This window comes from Clostridium nitrophenolicum, assembly GCF_055391695.1.
The window spans coordinates 749,140-765,735 of the sequence record NZ_AP042469.1 but is presented as its reverse complement, the minus strand read 5'-3'; the positions used below and the strand labels follow the sequence as shown (position 1 = coordinate 765,735).

19 protein-coding genes and 1 other annotated feature are annotated in these 16,596 nt (G+C 29.0%); of the genes, 8 read left to right on the top strand and 11 right to left on the bottom strand.

Going from position 1 to position 16,596, the window contains the following annotated elements; genetic code table 11:
* Nucleotides 1-239 precede the first annotated feature (239 nt).
* The 4 genes from hydG to ACZ5N4_RS03460 all read right to left on the bottom strand — a co-directional run bounded on the left by hydG (nucleotide 240) and on the right by ACZ5N4_RS03460 (nucleotide 3,550).
* On the bottom strand, nucleotides 240-1,655 hold the full coding sequence (hydG, locus tag ACZ5N4_RS03475; protein ID WP_464207188.1) for a [FeFe] hydrogenase H-cluster radical SAM maturase HydG: 1,416 nt from the start codon (nucleotides 1,653-1,655) through the stop codon (nucleotides 240-242).
* Nucleotides 1,656-2,290: 635 nt separating this feature from the next.
* On the bottom strand, nucleotides 2,291-2,437 hold the full coding sequence (locus ACZ5N4_RS03470; protein ID WP_178907044.1) for a hypothetical protein: 147 nt from the start codon (nucleotides 2,435-2,437) through the stop codon (nucleotides 2,291-2,293).
* Nucleotides 2,438-2,808: 371 nt separating this feature from the next.
* The gene (locus ACZ5N4_RS03465; protein ID WP_464207186.1) at nucleotides 2,809-3,213 is read right to left on the bottom strand and encodes a permease prefix domain 1-containing protein; all 405 of its coding nucleotides are present in this window, start codon (nucleotides 3,211-3,213) and stop codon (nucleotides 2,809-2,811) included.
* Nucleotides 3,206-3,550: a PadR family transcriptional regulator gene (locus tag ACZ5N4_RS03460; RefSeq protein WP_464207185.1), complete on the bottom strand. Its 345-nt coding sequence runs from the start codon at nucleotides 3,548-3,550 to the stop codon at nucleotides 3,206-3,208. Before ACZ5N4_RS03460 ends, ACZ5N4_RS03465 begins: the two co-directional genes overlap by 8 nt.
* A gap of 295 nt (nucleotides 3,551-3,845) precedes the next feature.
* On the opposite strand from ACZ5N4_RS03460, the gene nadA reads away from it, so the two are divergent.
* From nadA to ACZ5N4_RS03440, 4 genes are all read left to right on the top strand, one after another.
* Nucleotides 3,846-4,757 (top strand): quinolinate synthase NadA, encoded by a 912-nt coding sequence (nadA, locus tag ACZ5N4_RS03455; protein WP_464207183.1) that lies wholly within the window; start codon nucleotides 3,846-3,848, stop codon nucleotides 4,755-4,757.
* 5 nt (nucleotides 4,758-4,762) lie between these two features.
* Nucleotides 4,763-6,064, top strand: a complete 1,302-nt coding sequence (locus ACZ5N4_RS03450) for an L-aspartate oxidase (RefSeq protein ID WP_464207181.1) — start codon at nucleotides 4,763-4,765, stop codon at nucleotides 6,062-6,064.
* Nucleotides 6,045-6,881, top strand: coding sequence for a carboxylating nicotinate-nucleotide diphosphorylase (nadC, locus tag ACZ5N4_RS03445; RefSeq protein ID WP_464207180.1), 837 nt, complete (start codon nucleotides 6,045-6,047; stop codon nucleotides 6,879-6,881). The genes ACZ5N4_RS03450 and nadC overlap by 20 nt, the downstream gene beginning before the upstream one ends.
* 156 nt (nucleotides 6,882-7,037) lie before the next feature.
* Nucleotides 7,038-7,439 (top strand): hypothetical protein, encoded by a 402-nt coding sequence (locus ACZ5N4_RS03440; protein ID WP_464207179.1) that lies wholly within the window; start codon nucleotides 7,038-7,040, stop codon nucleotides 7,437-7,439.
* A gap of 79 nt (nucleotides 7,440-7,518) precedes the next feature.
* Here ACZ5N4_RS03440 and ACZ5N4_RS03435 read toward each other — a convergent pair whose 3' ends face one another.
* Nucleotides 7,519-8,043 carry a tryptophan transporter gene (locus ACZ5N4_RS03435; RefSeq protein ID WP_464207178.1) on the bottom strand — a complete coding sequence of 175 codons (525 nt, stop codon included), beginning with the start codon at nucleotides 8,041-8,043 and terminating at the stop codon, nucleotides 7,519-7,521.
* A gap of 149 nt (nucleotides 8,044-8,192) precedes the next feature.
* Nucleotides 8,193-8,450, bottom strand: a binding site (T-box leader).
* Nucleotides 8,451-8,494: 44 nt separating this feature from the next.
* Nucleotides 8,495-9,280 carry a hypothetical protein gene (locus tag ACZ5N4_RS03430; protein WP_464207177.1) on the bottom strand — a complete coding sequence of 262 codons (786 nt, stop codon included), beginning with the start codon at nucleotides 9,278-9,280 and terminating at the stop codon, nucleotides 8,495-8,497.
* A 74-nt stretch (nucleotides 9,281-9,354) separates the two neighbouring features.
* Between ACZ5N4_RS03430 and ACZ5N4_RS03425 the strand changes: the two genes are divergently transcribed.
* Both ACZ5N4_RS03425 and ACZ5N4_RS03420 read left to right on the top strand, forming a co-directional pair.
* On the top strand, nucleotides 9,355-9,480 hold the full coding sequence (locus ACZ5N4_RS03425) for a hypothetical protein (RefSeq protein WP_464207175.1): 126 nt from the start codon (nucleotides 9,355-9,357) through the stop codon (nucleotides 9,478-9,480).
* Nucleotides 9,481-9,542: 62 nt separating this feature from the next.
* Entirely contained in the window at nucleotides 9,543-9,731 is a 189-nt protein-coding gene (locus ACZ5N4_RS03420; protein WP_464207174.1) for a hypothetical protein, read from the top strand.
* Between the two features lie 68 nt (nucleotides 9,732-9,799).
* Here ACZ5N4_RS03420 and ACZ5N4_RS03415 read toward each other — a convergent pair whose 3' ends face one another.
* From ACZ5N4_RS03415 to ACZ5N4_RS03405, 3 genes are all read right to left on the bottom strand, one after another.
* Nucleotides 9,800-10,222, bottom strand: a complete 423-nt coding sequence (locus ACZ5N4_RS03415) for a CBS domain-containing protein (RefSeq protein WP_464207173.1) — start codon at nucleotides 10,220-10,222, stop codon at nucleotides 9,800-9,802.
* A gap of 225 nt (nucleotides 10,223-10,447) precedes the next feature.
* The gene (locus ACZ5N4_RS03410; protein ID WP_308041433.1) at nucleotides 10,448-10,636 is read right to left on the bottom strand and encodes a hypothetical protein; all 189 of its coding nucleotides are present in this window, start codon (nucleotides 10,634-10,636) and stop codon (nucleotides 10,448-10,450) included.
* Nucleotides 10,637-10,953: 317 nt separating this feature from the next.
* Nucleotides 10,954-11,349: an HNH endonuclease gene (locus ACZ5N4_RS03405; RefSeq protein WP_464207171.1), complete on the bottom strand. Its 396-nt coding sequence runs from the start codon at nucleotides 11,347-11,349 to the stop codon at nucleotides 10,954-10,956.
* Nucleotides 11,350-11,560: 211 nt separating this feature from the next.
* On the opposite strand from ACZ5N4_RS03405, the gene ACZ5N4_RS03400 reads away from it, so the two are divergent.
* Nucleotides 11,561-12,484, top strand: coding sequence for a DMT family transporter (locus ACZ5N4_RS03400; RefSeq protein ID WP_464207170.1), 924 nt, complete (start codon nucleotides 11,561-11,563; stop codon nucleotides 12,482-12,484).
* Between the two features lie 84 nt (nucleotides 12,485-12,568).
* Here ACZ5N4_RS03400 and ACZ5N4_RS03395 read toward each other — a convergent pair whose 3' ends face one another.
* Together ACZ5N4_RS03395 and ACZ5N4_RS03390 are read right to left on the bottom strand one after the other, a co-directional pair.
* Nucleotides 12,569-14,122, bottom strand: a complete 1,554-nt coding sequence (locus ACZ5N4_RS03395; protein WP_464207168.1) for a cell wall-binding repeat-containing protein — start codon at nucleotides 14,120-14,122, stop codon at nucleotides 12,569-12,571.
* A gap of 134 nt (nucleotides 14,123-14,256) precedes the next feature.
* Nucleotides 14,257-14,700 (bottom strand): OsmC family protein, encoded by a 444-nt coding sequence (locus ACZ5N4_RS03390; RefSeq protein ID WP_464207167.1) that lies wholly within the window; start codon nucleotides 14,698-14,700, stop codon nucleotides 14,257-14,259.
* A gap of 445 nt (nucleotides 14,701-15,145) precedes the next feature.
* Here ACZ5N4_RS03390 and cls point away from each other — a divergent pair, with 445 nt between their 5' ends.
* Nucleotides 15,146-16,570: a cardiolipin synthase gene (gene cls, locus ACZ5N4_RS03385; RefSeq protein ID WP_464207165.1), complete on the top strand. Its 1,425-nt coding sequence runs from the start codon at nucleotides 15,146-15,148 to the stop codon at nucleotides 16,568-16,570.
* The last annotated feature ends 26 nt before the right edge of the window (nucleotides 16,571-16,596 follow it).

The window sequence follows — 16,596 nt, the reverse complement described above, 5'->3', positions numbered from 1 at the left end:
TCTAATTAAATATCCCACATAAATTTTAATAACATTAAAATTTGATTTATTTTTCCTATAATGTAATTAATTTATTAAACTAAAGTATGATTACTATTATGGATAAATAATCATCATTAATAATTATTTTTTAGAAATGTATAATATATAATTTTTTGTATTAAATTTGTAATAAAAAAACACTATGAAACTCATAAATCAAATGAGTCTCATAGTGTTTTTTTATTACATTATAAGCTTTAAAATCTTAAATCTCTTTCACCTTGCTCTATTCTTTTAAGTTTATCTATGGTTTCCATACGTACCCTTTCATCTGGAATATCTAGTAAATTTTTCTGTATAGTTTCTTCTCCTACTACCCTAAGTTCTTCATCTGCATAGTCTATCAAATATTCTTTAAATGTCATCAGTGCATTTGGTAAACAGAAATTGTGAATCGTACCACTTTTCGCAAACTCCATAAATCTATCGCCAGTTCTTCCAGCTCTATAGCACGCAGTGCAATAGCTTGGAATATAACCGGATTTGCAAAGATTCTTAAGAATTTCAGATGGCGTACGATGATCAGCTACTTCAAATTGAGGTTTTTCATCAGAATGCTTAAGCGCATTCTTTTCTGAATAGCTTCCAACCCCAACACATGAACCAGCACTTATCTGTGATATTCCAACTGATATAACCTTATCTCTAAAGTTTGATTCTTCTCTAGTGGAAAGAATCATTCCAGTGTATGGAACCGCAAGTCTTAAAACTGCTACTATTTTTATAAACTGTTCGTCAGTAATTAAATATGGAAACTCTTTAATGTCTACTCCATCGGCAGCTCTTAATCTTGGCATAGATATAGTATGTGGACCAACCCCTGTTGCTTCCTCAAGATGTTCAGCATGCATAAGCATAGCCACAGTATCATATTGATGATCATATAAGCCATAAAGTACACCTATTCCTACGTCATCAATACCTGCAGCTCTTGCTCTATGCATAGCTGTAGTATGCCAATTATAATTATGCTTTGGTCCAGTAGGATGCAATTTTTCATAAGTTGGTTTATGGTATGTTTCTTGGAAAAGTGTATATGTTCCTATTTCTGCGTCTTTTAATCTTTTATAATCCTCTACAGTAGTAGCTGCAATATTAATATTAATACGTCTAATGCTTCCGTTTTTAAATTTCATTGAATAGATAGTTTTAATACAATCAATTATATAGTCTAAAGAACAATTTTTAGGATCTTCTCCTGCTTCCAGCACAATTCTTTTATGACCTAGGGCTTCGATATGTTCTATTTCTTCTTTTATCTCATCCATAGTTAACTTTCTTCTTGGAAAATCTTCATTCGAACACTTATATCCACAATATTTACATCCGTTAACACAATAGTCACTTACATAAAGTGGTGCAAATAGCACTATTCTGTTACCATAAATAGTTTCCTTTATCTTTCTTGCAGCACTAAACATTTCCTCTAGTATTTCTTTGTCCTCAATATTTAATAATACTGCTGCTTCCCTATGTGTAAGTCCTTTACAGCTTTTTGCCTTTTCAATAAGACTCATCACATACTCTCTGTCATTTGTCTTTTTCTTTCCCTCTTCTATAGACTCTCTTATCTCAGAGTCTATAATAAACTCCTCTGCTAAATACTCTCTCATTTTTATTCCTCCTATAACTTTTGAAAATATTATTCTTTTAAAGTGATGTATGAAACTCCTCTTCGTAAACTCAGAGGAGTACTCACTGAGTAAGCGACCATATCAAAATCGGCACGATGTGTAAGCTATCATCTCAAAATTATAAATTTTGGATGTCTGCTTAAACAAACATTTTGAGTAAAAATTGTAATTTTATTTCAAAAATAAGTGAAGTATATCTTCTCTTAGTTTTAAAAATTACTACAAAAAAACAAAAACTTTCCCTAAAATACTTTATCTGTCAGATCAGTTTAAATTCAAAAATTTAAACTATTGACTAGTTAAAATTTCTTCTTTTAAGAATAGATTTCTTTCTTAAATCGGAAATTCATTGTATTCTTAGGGAAAGTTAGATTATTCGCAAATTATAGATATATAAAATATATACCGACTACCTACTTATAAATCTACAATCCCTTCAGATCAGAGCGTTCCTCTCTGTTAGGTTAAAAGTATAGATAGTGCTATTTATGCGTCAAATATTCCAGAAGCTTTCCAAAATTATCTGAATTCATAAATAACTTGGTTAGTTATAATTTTATCACTATATTTGTTAATAATCAAATCTAATAATTTAAAATTTACTTTAATATTATTTATTCATATTGTTCTCCGTCTTTATTGTTCCATCCACTTTCGTTATAAGCTCTTTTTTCTATAGTTTGTTTTATCTGATTTTTTGAAAACCTAGTTCCTTCTCTAAATCCTTTTTGTTTATAGTTTCTTTTGTCACCTATCTTCATATATAGAACACCTCCATTATTTGTTAATGTAAGGTTATTACGTGTATTATTTATAATCTCCTGCAGTAATAATTATTATACTTGTACATATTACCTATACCTAAACTTTAAAAAGCCATATATGGTTACTTGACCGAAAGCTGTAAATCTATATAATAATTTCATTTTTTTCTTTTAATATAATATACCCTTAGAAGTAAAGTTATTATAAAAGTAATCCCTAATATAAAAGCCATGCCTGCCATCTTATGGTACGGAAAATAAATCCATATGAAGCAGAAAGGTACACATATGACAAAATCACAAAATAAAAACGCCATAACAACTAAATCATTATTTTTAAGATAGTAATAATAATAGAAAGCTATATCTCAAATGGCTAGTGAAATCATAAATAATAGATATGAAATACTTCTAAATCCATTTTTAATTAAATCTCCACTAAAATACTGGATGTTTTCACCGTTATGGAATATACTAATTACTTGAAATAAGCATCCTATAATAAAGACAATAATACCTGCCTTAGTAAGCATTTTTGTAAATATACTACGATTTCTCAATATATAGTTCATTTCCTTCACAACAGAATTCTCTTTTCCAAAACATTTCAATGCCTTATCTATACTCTCTTCTTCACTTAGTCCTTGCTTTTTTAATTCTTCTACTTCTTCATACAGATGATTTCTCATTTCTTCTTTCAATATTTTTGTATCTTCATCTGCATTATCAAAATTCTCATAAATTTTATAGATATATCGCTCAATTTTATTCATCTAATATAACCTCCATAAAATTATTTAATAATGATTTTAAAAGTGCCCATTCTTCTACCTTTCCTGAAAAATACTTCCTGCCTTCTTCAGTAATTCTGTAGTATCTTCTTCTTCCACCTCCGGTTCTTTCATCATCATTCCAGTATCCTTCTAAATAATTCTTTTTTTCTAGCCTTTTTAAGGATACATATAAAGTAGCTTCCTTTATTTCAAATTTTTCTTTTGATTTTTCCTTTATTTTTTTAGCAATTTCATATCCGTACATATCACCATCTTGCAAAACACATAATATAATTGTGTCAATATAACCTTTAAGTATTTCTTTATCAAATTCCAATGAGTAAACCTCCTTAATAAGTTCATTTTATTTTATAAACTACTTTATATTGTTAAGTACTATTATACTATATAATAATATAAACTACTATATTATGTGATGCAGTTTTGTAAAATTTCATAAGACATGTTTATAAATTATTTGACAAGAATTTTACATTTATTTCTTCAAATACTTTAATTCACTAACTTAAAATATTAACCAACCAAGTTGATATAATATACTTTTAGTGGTATATTTATTTTACAGGTGTATATACATCTGTAAAATAAATGTGTATTCTGGGGGAACTTGTATGGAGATTAATTTTAAAGATGAAATATTAAAATTAAAAAAAGAAAGAAAAGCTATAATTTTAGCCCATTATTATCAAAGATCCGATATTCAGGATATAGCAGATGCAGTTGGCGACTCTTACTATCTAAGTAAAATAGCCAAAGATTGCAAGGAAAAAGTAATAGTCTTCTGTGGTGTAAAATTTATGGCTGAAAGTGCCAAAATACTTTCTCCTGAAAAAACTGTATTACTTCCAGTAATAGATGCTGGGTGTCCTATGGCAGATATGGCCGATGCTGAGGGTGTTGAAGAATTAAAGAAAAAGCATCCAAATGCAAAGGTTGTATGCTATATAAATTCTTCTGCAGAAGTGAAGGCTATATCTGATGTATGCTGTACTTCTTCCAACGCTCTAAAAATAATAAGAAATTTAGAAGAAGAGGAAATAATATTCCTCCCTGATAAAAATCTAGGAGAATATATTCAAGAACAGGTTCCTGAAAAAAAGTTTATTATATGGAATGGTTTTTGTATAACTCACAAAAAAGTTAGACCTGAAGAATTAGCTAAAGCCAAAAACTTGCATCCTGATATACTAATTGCAGCCCATCCCGAATGCGAAAAACCTGTTAGAGATGCTGCAGATTTTATTGGAAGTACAGGAGAAATCATAAAATTTGTTAATAAAAGCTCTAATAAAAGATTTCTTATAGCTACTGAGGAAGGTGTTCTTCATCAAATGAAATTGAATGATCCTGATAAGGAATTTTACATTCCTGGTGGCGGAATGAGTTGTATAAACATGAAAAAAACCTATTTAAAAGATGTATATAATTGTCTTTTAAACATGGAATATAATATAGAATTAGATGAAAATATAAGACAAAAAGCCTACAATGCTTTATCAAACATGCACAAGCTTGGAGGTTAAAATATATGAACATAATTACTGATGTTTTAATTATTGGTACTGGTGTTGCTGGACTATATTCTGCTCTAAACCTAAGTGATAACTTGAATATAGTTATGATTTCTAAAGGAAGAAAAGATGAATGTAATACTGCTTTAGCCCAAGGCGGAATATCTGTAGCAAGAGGATATACAGACATAGATCTTTTTACAGAAGATACCTTAAAAGCTGGGAAATATGAAAATGATATTGATGCTGTTAAAGTTCTAGTAGAAGAATCCATAGATAATATAGATACTCTTTGCAAACTTGGAGTAGATTTTGAAAAAGATAAAGAAGTTTTATGTTTTACACGTGAAGGTGCCCATAGCATCAATAGAATTGTTTATTATAAGGATATAACTGGGAAAAGAGTTGAAGAAATTCTTTTAAATAAAGTAAAGTCAAAAAATAATATTACTATATATGAAAATTGTGAGCTAGTAGATATATTAAAAAATGGTAATATGTGCACTGGAGCAATTTGTATAAAAGATAATGAACAAATAAATATTCATGCTAAGGTTAGTATATTAGCAACAGGTGGCATAGGAGGAATTTTTAAAAATTCTACAAATCAAAGAATAATTACAGGTGATGGTATATCTATAGCTATACGAAATAATATAAAAGTTAAAAATCTAGACTATATACAATTTCACCCTACAGCATTCTTTGATGAGAGTCTAAATTGTAGAAAATTTCTAATTTCAGAATCAGTACGGGGTGAAGGAGGAAAACTTATAAATAACAGAGGCGAAAGATTTGTAGATGAATTACTTCCAAGAGACATAGTTACAAAGCATATATGTGAGGAAAAGATAAGAACTAATTCTAAAAATGTTTATCTTGATGTTAGTTTTATGAATAAAGATTTTTTATTAGAAAGATTTCCCAATATATATGAAGAATGTTTAAAAAATGGTGTAAATATATGCAAGGAACCAATTCCAGTTTCTCCTGCGCAACATTATTTTATGGGAGGAATAGATGTAAATTTATACGGACAAACCTCCATGAATAATTTATACGCCTTTGGTGAGGTTAGCTGTACAGGTGTTCATGGCGCAAATAGATTAGCTAGTAATTCTCTATTAGAAGGTTTAGTATTTTCAAAAAGAGGTGCGAAGAAGATAAATAAGGAAATAAAAAATATAAAATTTAAAATAACAAAGCCAGAAAAAATTCAATGCACCTTAGACTATTATAAAAATTTAAATAGAGATGTTTTAATTGATACATTATGTAAATTGAGAGGAGACATAAGAAATGAATTGGTTACTTGCTGATGATATTATAAAAAGTGCTCTTAATGAAGATATACAATATGGAGATATAACAACAGAATCTATAGTAGGCAGCGAACAAAACGCAGTCGTAGATTTAATTGCTAAAGAAGATGGTATAATAGCTGGCACTGAAGTCTTTAAGAGAGTTTTTTTCATTCTTGGAGATGCTGAAGTATTATTCTATGTACAGGATGGAGATGAAATAAAAAAAGGTGACAAATTTGGTGAAATTTTAGGGAATACTAAAATCTTACTTAGCGGAGAAAGAGTCGCTTTAAATTTTCTTCAAAGAATGAGTGGAATAGCTACTCTTACAAAAAAATTTGTACAAAAACTTGAAGGAACTAATGTTAGACTTTTAGATACAAGAAAAACTACTCCTAATATGAGAATCTTTGAAAAATATGCAGTAAAAATTGGCGGCGGAACTAATCACAGATTTGGATTAAATGATGGAGTTTTAATAAAAGATAATCATATAGATGCTGCTGGTGGAATTAAAAACGCTATTGATTTAGTAAGAAAAAATGCTCCTTTTGTTAGAAAAATAGAAGTGGAGGTTGAAACTTTAGCTCAACTCAAAGAAGCTTTAGAGTGTGGTGCTGATATAATTATGCTTGATAATATGGATATAGAAACATTAAAAACTTCAGTAGAAATTATAAATGGCAAAACTCAAACCGAAGCTTCAGGAAATGTTACATTAGACACAATAGATTCTATAGCTAAAACTGGAGTAAATTTTATATCTACTGGAGCACTTACTCATTCTTTTAAAGTATTAGACATAAGCATGAAAAACTTAAGATATCTATAATAACAATATACTCGTAATATTAAATAATATAATATTAAATTTTAATATTTTTTCTAATAAGATATTGTAATTTTAGAAAACTTTCTATAGTATTAAACCCTCTTGTAAAACTCAAAATAAGTATGTAATAGATAGTTTATGAGGAGGGCTTTCACAATGGGAAATGAACAAGACAGAGAAAAAAATTCCTTAATAGAAAAAAGAAGACTTGAAGAAAAAACTGAACATCGTTTAGATGAATTGATTACTACTGTGGAAAATTACACTAGAACTGAAAGACATCTTGAGCAATATTCAGAAATAGGTGATCCTAAAGCAAAAGCTCATGCAAGAGATATTCAAGCAGCTAGAAAAGCTGAAATTCAACATTTAAAAAATACAATAATATATGGAGATACTTATGACGATCATCCACTTGAAAATCTTAAAGAAAATATAGAAGACACAAAAGAATATGTAGACCATTTTGGTTCAAAAATGGATGATCAAACTCTTAAAAATATAAAAGAAAAACAAGAAAATAGAGAAGAGGCTTACGATCAATTAAGATTTGACTAAAACATTGATTAACTACCTTAGATAAAATTGTATTCTATCTAAGGTAGTTATTATTTTAAATATAGTATTAATATATAAATTATATTTCTCTAGCCGTTCTTTTTGTAGCAGCATTCAAAGCATTAAATAATACAAACGCAGCTATAGTATTTATTAAAGTAGCAGGCAGCACTACTGATATAAATAATACCTTAAAACTTGCAGGCAAACCTACTGTTATTAAAGCTGTAAATAGAAATGATGCTCCACTTACTATAGTGCCTATTACTGCAGTTAAAGTGATTTTCACTTGATTATTCGATATATTTCTTAAAGGTATCAATAAAAAGAATATTACATTCATAGTTATTAGTTTATCTACTATATTTGCTAACTGACCTCCAGGAAAAGTTGTTGTGGCAGCTGATAATAAACCTGCTACAATTCCAGCACTTAAGCAAGTTTTATAATCGTCATTCAAAATTAATATGATAAATAGCATCACAAGAGAAAAATCTGGCTTCATCCCTAATAATATAGGTGGAGCAATTTGGTGAATGACTGCACCTATTCCTAAAAACAGTGAATTTATAATAATTCTTTTTAAATTTATTCTTGAATTCATAAAAAATCTCTCCTTTGAATAATAATTTTCTATATATTTATATTTAATGAAAATTCATGAGCGCTCTTAAAACTTTCACTAAAACCTCAAATAGATAACCTATTTAAATTAAACTTATTTTTATACAAAATAAAAAACTCCATCCTAAAAATTAGGACGGAGTTATCCGCGGTACCACCTAAATTGTATTTAAAAATAATAATAATTAAACACCTCTCATCTTCAAGCACCAACATGCTCTAGCCATTATAACGTACGGCTAACGGTAACCACTACTCTTCAAGAATCTTGAATTTCAATTTACTCCTCTAAGGTCCATTCACTATTTGTTGTCATACTGAGATCCCACCACCCTCAGTTCTCTGTGATTAAACATAATAGCTACTCTTCCTCGTCAAAGGATTGCCATTTATTAATTTAATAATATTATAATACTATTAATCTATTATTGTCAATATAAACAAATATTTTTTATCGATTTGCATAATATGTTAACAAATTCCAAACCCGTCTTTGGTAAATACCCATTATTATCCTCTATTCTTAATATAAGTGGAAGCTCTATATGATAGCTAATCCATCTTTTATCAACTATTGTTGCTGACTTACTGGCTTTGTAGTGTATTTTATTAAAGTCTGCATTTATATTTATTTTTTCAAGATTTCGTAGATCCTCATTATTCTCATCTTCTTCTAATTGAGCACCAATAATTCTTCTTATTTCATCTTTTAACTTTATTGCATGAAACTCATCTTCTTTACTTCCTGAAGATATTTCAATATCATTACCGCAATGTTCTACTCCATGGCCATGAATTTCAACCAAATACTTTAGATTGCATTTCTCTAATGCCATATAATAATCACTATAATTATTATTTTTATTTTTATTTGAATCTATAAAATAATTACATGCACATAAAAAATTACAATTTAAATTTTCTGCTAAATTATGACCAACATACCCTGTGTTTTGATCTCCATATATATGATCCTCACAGGGCATCATAAAAGTCCCTACTGGAGTATGATGTGGCACACCTATTACTATATTCGATTGATGATTCATTTTTGAAATTAATATGCTTGTGTCATTTATTTTTAATATATCTGTTATACTTGGATACAAAAAAATCACCTCCGGATGCCAGCTTATAGATATATTTATTATGTTCCATCTGTAACAAAAGTTTTCTATTAAATCATTCCATTTGCTGCAAATAATTGAATTTTTCATAAATCAATGAATTGTTATTATGGAATAAAACATGTCGCACAAGGAGAAAATAAATTCTGAAAGGGGAGTTATAAATGGTTAAGAAAAAAGTTGAGGTATTTACAAAAGACAAGGAATATAAGTACAAAGATAAAAATCAAGAAACACGAAGAGCTTCTAAAGAAACACCTGGACTATCAGGAAAATTTTCAGCAAAGTAATATTTAAAATGAATTAAAAGATTTATTAAATAAAAATAAAATTATAAAGGTGAGATGGATTTATGAGTAAGAAAAAGGTATTTAAAAAAGATAGTTCAAATAGCATCCTAAATTCCGTAGCACAATCTATGAAAGATCATAATGAAAATAGTTTAAATTCAACAACTGGATATATGGACCACGGTAATGACTCTATTTATCAGGCAAAAGGAAGAGTTATGCGTAATAATGATAACGGTTCACACTTTTAAAAACATCCCTCTAGTTTTGTCTTATGCATATTGCCTCTGGACAAAACTAGAGGGACTTTAGTTCATACCTATACTATACTCTTATCTTTACTAAATAAAGTATCATAAAAATAATTAATAATATCACTTCTTTTTATTATCCCTATGAAAGTTCTATTATCATCTACCACCGGGACAAAGTTTTGATTTACTGAAAGCCTTAATAGGTCTTCAATGTTTGAATCAATAAAAACAGATTTATTACACCTACGTCTTGGTACTTCTCTAAGAAGCACATCATATGCATTATTAAAATTTAATCCAGGGGTATTTTTTAACTTCCAGAGTAAATCTCCTTCTGTTAAAGTCCCTACATATTTTCCCTTATCATCAATTATTGGAATAGCTGTATATCTTTCTTTTTCCATCAATTCTAATACTTGTCCCATCGTTGTACTTAAAGTTGCATAAACTACGTCACTCTTTGGTGTAAGAAAAAATGCTATATTCATACTCTTCACATTCCTTTATTAATTATATGTATATTTTACAATAATATTTTATGTATGTGTCAACAAACCCGAAAACCTTTACACATTTATAAATTTTAATCCTCCATTCTTTTAAGTACTACATATATATTTTGCCTCATATAAATCATTCTATACAACTGTAAAATTTAAGCTAAATGCCTTACAATTGAAGTTACCCTACTGTAAGGCATTTAATTAATAATTCTAGTCAGCTTTATTTGAGTATTCGGTTTTAACATATAGAAGTTTTCTTAACATGTCAGTTATACGTTCCTCCATATTTTCATCTATGTCCACTTTATTCTTATTAATGTGTTCCAATGCTATTTTCAAACCCTTTATCGTGTTTTCAATTTCTTCCAAACTTAAAAGCATCAATATGTCCTCTCTCATTTTTGTTGCCCCCTTCTCCCATAAACTTTTAGAAACATATCTAGAGTTTTCAGTTTGAGATTTAATACGCCTAGTTATTCTAAAAATATACTATATAGTGAAATAAAATAAAATTTTATTTTTATTTTATTTCAATTTACAAATTATTAAGAAAATTAACTTGTTGATATTTTATATGTACCACAGATTATAGAAAATGACAAGTGACTTTTATAATTTTATCACTTGTCATTTTTCATCTGTATATTTTTATGTTTTAAAATTCTAGATAGCCAATTTCGTTTCATAATATTTAATTTGATACTAATAGATAAAATTTAAAAGTTTGCTATAAAATCATAATATTCTTCTAGCATGTCTTCTGTGTATATTTTTCTACCCATTAGTCTATATATTATATCTGCTTTTTTATACCCTTCTTTATATAACCTATAATCTTTTAAAAGCCTCTTCAACATACCCTTATTTATTTGAAGAAGATATACTAACTCATCTATTTTATAATAGTCTCTATATAATAAATCATTTAACCTTTGCTGCAATTCGAGTTTGTATTCTAAATCAAGCTTTCTGCTTTTATGCGGTCCGTTCTTCCCCCTGTGGTGTTCAGAACAAAGATATTTAAAGTTAAGCGGAAAATCCACGCCTCCTTGGCTTCTATACACTATATGGTGTTTATCCGCTTGCTTACCACAGACTTCACATTTAAGCAAATTTTCCCCTCCCACTAATAGATTAAATTAATTCACATTTATATTATAATTATATCACAGCTTTATTATGATTACACTTGTCAAAAATTATGAAAATTGTTTGATTTATAATATTTCAAATTGTCATTGAATTAACTTACAACTATTGCTATGATATTCTATAACGAATATTATTGTATGTTTAACTAATGTTCTATGGGGGGTTTTATTCTTGAATTCATTGTTTAAAATTATTATTTCTATGGTTATATGGGGAAGTGTAGGTCTCTTCGTAAAAAACATCGACTTACCTTCAATGGAGACAGTTTTTTTACGTGCAATTATAGCTAGTACTGTACTTATATTATATGGTCTAGCACTTAAATTTGGTAAAGAAAATAATAAAAAAATAGAATTAGATGAAAAGCAAAGGAAAAATAGAAAGAAAAACATTTGTTTTCTTATTGCTTCAGGCATAGCTATGGGATTAAATTGGATATTTCTTTTTCAATCCTATAAGTATACTACCGTCTCTAATGCTACTTTAAGCTATTATTGTGCTCCTGTATTTGTAATACTACTATCTCCTTTTGTGCTAAAAGAAAAGTTCACTAAGTCAAAGTTATTCGCTGTTATAGGAGCTATGGCTGGTCTTTTTTTAATAATGAGTAATCAATCAACAACTTCAAATATTGCATTTAACCATACTAAAGGTGTTATATTTGGACTTATTGCAGCTATATTCTATGCTTCAGTGGTTTTACTGAATAAATATATTAAAGGCCTATCCGGATATGAAATGACAGTTATTCAAATTTCCACTGCAGCATTACTTCTTCTGCCTATTATACTCTATAGAAATAACCTTCATATATCTAGCATGAAAACAGCAATTTTTATATTGATTGTGGGAATAGTTCATACAGGAATACCTTATGTTGTGTATTTCTCTTCAATAAAAGATGTAAAAGCTCAGACAGTAGCCGTGGTAAGCTATATAGACCCAATTTCTGCTGTTATTTTTAGTACTATATTTTTGAACGAAAGCTTAACCTTACTTCAAATAATAGGAGGAACATTTATTTTGCTTTCAACCTTTTTTGGTAATAAAGAAAAGGAAAATGTTGAAGTTGTACCTGAAATAGATAAAGTCTAAGAACTATTATTTTTACATATACATCGAATAAAACTTTATACAATTACAATAAATGACAGGTTTGTACAAACCTGTCATTTATTATTAATCCATATTAGATTTTATCTTTACTAACTTTTCTTTCAATGCATTAATACCTTGATCTCCACCCTTTAAGCTGTTAAGTTCTTCAAGACTGCTTGACCCAACGCTTTCTAAGTTTCTAACAGCTTCTTCAATTTTGCTTTCGTCACCAGAGTTAACAGCATCTCTAAAGGAGCTAAAGGCATTCACATAAGAGTTTAATAAAGCACTAGCTTTATCTGCAGACTGTATATCAAGGTTTATATTGTTTATATAAGATTGTTTAAGAGCTTCAATTCCATTTGTAGTTTGAAGACTAGAAGCTTTATCTCTTAAACTAACTAAATTTTGCTTGTACGTGTCCATAGCAGAGCTACAGCCTTTATATAGTTCAATAAACTTATCTAATGTGCTCATCATTGTATCAGGATTTTCAAAACCTGCTAACATATCTTCTGATGTAACCTTATTCATAACATCTTGAAAATAATTTTCAGCCTTTGTACTCTCAGTCTTATAACCGTCACAGTATTCTGTTAGTTTATTTATATAATCTCTTTCTTCTTGAGTTATATATGCTGAACCCTTTAATAAATACTCAACTGGAAAGTCTACTGAACCATATCCTCCAAGTAGAACTATATTTTTAAAATTGCCTCCATATATAAAGTCCTTTTGTTTAGTTATATCTTGTCCATCAACAAGTACTATTGGAGCATTAAGCTTTGATGCTAATGCACTACCTGATAATGCATCTGGGAAATTCTCTCCATTTGCAATTACAGCTGTATCAGTGTCTAAGTTAAAGTGTTTGCATACACTTAATGAAGTCTCATATCTATCTTGTCCTGCTAATTTTATTATCTTATCATTTGGTAATGATGGAAGCATACCTTTTATTTGATTTACAACATTATCTCCAACTGAAGCATAGCCACCTATTATATATACTTGGCTAGGCTCAATATTTTTAATCATATCTTTAGCTTCGTCAGATAAGCTTGATGTTGAAGTCATTATTATAGGATATCCTTTTTGTGCTGCAATACTTGACACACTTAATGCATCAGCAAATCCATAAGCATTTGCTATAACTACAGGAGTTCCCTTTTCAACATTCATTGAGTTTACAATATACTTATTAGTATCAAATCTGTCTTTTCCACCTAATCTAACAAAGTTATTATAGCCCTGATTCTTCATATAGTCTACAAATTCATTGCTAATAGATGCTGTTCCACCTAATAAATATATAGTTCCATTCTTGTCCAAATGGTCTTTTATGTACTGTATACTATCTGCGCTGTCATTCACAGTTCCACCAGATAACACTATTGGCGCATTTAGTTTTTTAGAAAGTACACTTCCAGCTAAAGCATCTGGAAAATCCTTTCCACTTGCAATTATAACATTTTGAACTGTTCCACTGTTGAAGTTGTTTGAAATACTAATAGATGTTTTATATCTATCAGCTCCATACAATCTACTAACATTGAATCCATCTTTTGCAAATGCCACATTTGAAATTCCTAATGTAATAGCAGCAGCTGCAACTAGACTAACTATTTTTTTCATTCGTGTATCCCCCTTGTAAACTTATTAATAGAATTGTACCATAAAAAGTTAAAATATACATCATGAAAATGCAGGAAGGTGTTAAAATTTAATACTTTCCTGCATTAAAATCATAATATTAAAAAATATTTAACCTATTTTACTGATGCTCTTACTACACTTTGTATTTCTAACTGAACTTGATTTTTAACGGTATCAACTACTGGTCCTTTGTTTTTTATGAAATCTGTTAATGCTTTGACTTGCTGATCGTTTGCATCAGTATCCAGATATACCTTACATTTTATATCATTAAAACCGGGCTTAACATTTTGTACTGACATACCGTCTGAATCTAAGTTCCCTTCGAGCTCAACATAAACATCCTTTAAATTGATATTATTACTTTTAGCATAATTCATCGAAACAAGTGCTTCACAGCCACCTAATGCGCAAAGAACTGCTTCCATAGGATTCATATTAGCGTTTGTGCCTTGTGTTGTTGAAGTTGGTTCTAGTATAATACTAAATCCATTACATTCACATCTTACAGCATTACCTTGTTCAAATTTTCTAGTTGTTGCTTTTACAGTTGTCATTGACATACTATTAATCACTTCCTTAATATTTCATATTATAAGTATTTTGTGTTTTAAAGCTATAGTCTATTCCTTTTGAAAGAATAAGGAGTAAAAATAAAAATAGCATCTTAATTAAAGATGCTACTAAAAGCCAGGCCACCTTATCTATTCTTCTTTATTTGTTTAACAAGGAGAACAACCAAAAATATAAATAGTAGTACAAAAATCGGTGTTGAGCCATAATATATTATTTTATCAAATTCCATAATTCTTCATCCTCTCAAATAATTATGTTTAATTTTATTATCATAAGTGTATTCTATAAATATAAAATATTCTATGTTTCACTGTAAAACCCTTTATTTCCTTCGATAATAAGAGTATTATTTTTATTATATCCTAATGAAGCACATTTTTTAGCTGTAAGTTATAAACATTCTTATAATGGGAGGTGTAATGCAACATGAGATCAGCTTTATACTGGATAATTGCCTTTAACGCCATTATATCTATATTTGTAATAGTGCTAGAAAGGAAAAATCCCGAGAAAACCATAGCCTGGCTGCTAGTTTTTATATTATTTCCACCAATAGGATTATTTTTATATATTTTTTTAGGACGTAACTGGAAGAAACATAAGCTTCATGACGAAACAAGAATAAATATTGAAAGATTAATATATGAAGCGATGAAAGGTATAAAAGACCATACCTATGCTCCTTTAATAGAATTATTATCCAAAAATAGTGAGTCTCCTCTTTTTAACAGTAATAGCATTAAAATTTATAAGGATGGTATTGAAAAGTTTGCAGCATTAAAAGAGGAATTACTAAAAGCTAGAAGTCATATCCATATGGAATACTATATAGTAAAGAGTGATGAAATTGGCAATGAAATAAAGGATATACTTGTAAAAAAATCCTTAGAAGGAGTTAAAATTAGATTAATATTGGATAGAGTAGGATGTATAAGACTAGGTAAAAATTATATTAAGGAATTAAAGGCTGTAGGAGTAGACATAGTACAATACTCTTACTTTTTAGCTCCAATTCTTAGAAAAATTAATACTCAAATTAATTATCGCAATCATAGAAAAATAGTTGTAATTGATGGCAAGGTTGGCTTTATAGGCGGAATAAATATAGGTGATGAATATGTAGGTCGCAGTAAATTCGGTTACTGGCGAGACACGCATATTATGGTTAAAGGAGACTTTGTATATGGTCTTCAGGCAGTATTTTTAGACGACTTTGCTACGATAAAAGAAGCTAACGAAGAATTTTTTTACTACGGAGATGACTTTGATGAATTTTTTCCTGAAACAGAAGGTGGAGAAGGTAAGTTAATGCAGCTTGTAAAAAGTGGTCCTGACTCAGAGTTTCCTGCTATAGAGCAGGCTGTTATAAAAATGATAAATATGGCAAAAGATCACATTTATATAACAACTCCCTATTTTATTCCTAGTGAAAGTATAATTAATTCATTAAAAATTGCTGTACTAAGCGGAGTTGATGTTCATATACTTTTTCCAGCAAGGTATGATCATATTTTAGTTTATTTTGCCTCGAGAACTTATCTTGAAGATTTAATTAAAACTGGAGTATCGGTTCACTTCTATAACCCCAAGGGTTTTATACACGCAAAAACAACCTCTGTCGACGGCAAAATATGCACTATCGGCACCGCAAATATGGATATTAGAAGCTATGTACTAAACTATGAAATAAATGCTGTAATTTATGATGAAGAGATTACTGAACAACTTGAAAATCTATTTTTTCAAGATTTAAAAGTAAGTAAGCGGGTGACTGAAAGCTATTTTAATAATCTTTCCCCATTGGTCAAGGCATTTGAAGCCTTTTGCAGAGTATTTTCATCACTATTATAATGGAGTAAAAACTTTGAATATCACGA

Bases quoted from the DNA above. Each gene is read 5' to 3' on its own strand.
- ACZ5N4_RS03440 (WP_464207179.1), top strand. From the start codon at position 7,038: ATGGGAAATGAACAAGACAGAGAAAAAAATTCCTTAATAGAAAAAAGA.
- ACZ5N4_RS03420 (WP_464207174.1), top strand. From the start codon at position 9,543: ATGAGTAAGAAAAAGGTATTTAAAAAAGATAGTTCAAATAGCATCCTA.
- ACZ5N4_RS03430 (WP_464207177.1), bottom strand. From the start codon at position 9,280: ATGAAAAATTCAATTATTTGCAGCAAATGGAATGATTTAATAGAAAAC.
- ACZ5N4_RS03395 (WP_464207168.1), bottom strand. From the start codon at position 14,122: ATGAAAAAAATAGTTAGTCTAGTTGCAGCTGCTGCTATTACATTAGGA.
- ACZ5N4_RS03410 (WP_308041433.1), bottom strand. From the start codon at position 10,636: ATGAGAGAGGACATATTGATGCTTTTAAGTTTGGAAGAAATTGAAAAC.
- ACZ5N4_RS03415 (WP_464207173.1), bottom strand. From the start codon at position 10,222: ATGAATATAGCATTTTTTCTTACACCAAAGAGTGACGTAGTTTATGCA.
- ACZ5N4_RS03470 (WP_178907044.1), bottom strand. From the start codon at position 2,437: ATGAAGATAGGTGACAAAAGAAACTATAAACAAAAAGGATTTAGAGAA.
- ACZ5N4_RS03390 (WP_464207167.1), bottom strand. From the start codon at position 14,700: ATGACAACTGTAAAAGCAACAACTAGAAAATTTGAACAAGGTAATGCT.
- cls (WP_464207165.1), top strand. From the start codon at position 15,146: ATGAGATCAGCTTTATACTGGATAATTGCCTTTAACGCCATTATATCT.
- hydG (WP_464207188.1), bottom strand. From the start codon at position 1,655: ATGAGAGAGTATTTAGCAGAGGAGTTTATTATAGACTCTGAGATAAGA.
- nadC (WP_464207180.1), top strand. From the start codon at position 6,045: ATGAATTGGTTACTTGCTGATGATATTATAAAAAGTGCTCTTAATGAA.
- ACZ5N4_RS03465 (WP_464207186.1), bottom strand. From the start codon at position 3,213: ATGAATAAAATTGAGCGATATATCTATAAAATTTATGAGAATTTTGAT.
- ACZ5N4_RS03435 (WP_464207178.1), bottom strand. From the start codon at position 8,043: ATGAATTCAAGAATAAATTTAAAAAGAATTATTATAAATTCACTGTTT.
- nadA (WP_464207183.1), top strand. From the start codon at position 3,846: ATGGAGATTAATTTTAAAGATGAAATATTAAAATTAAAAAAAGAAAGA.
- ACZ5N4_RS03425 (WP_464207175.1), top strand. From the start codon at position 9,355: ATGGTTAAGAAAAAAGTTGAGGTATTTACAAAAGACAAGGAATATAAG.
- ACZ5N4_RS03450 (WP_464207181.1), top strand. From the start codon at position 4,763: ATGAACATAATTACTGATGTTTTAATTATTGGTACTGGTGTTGCTGGA.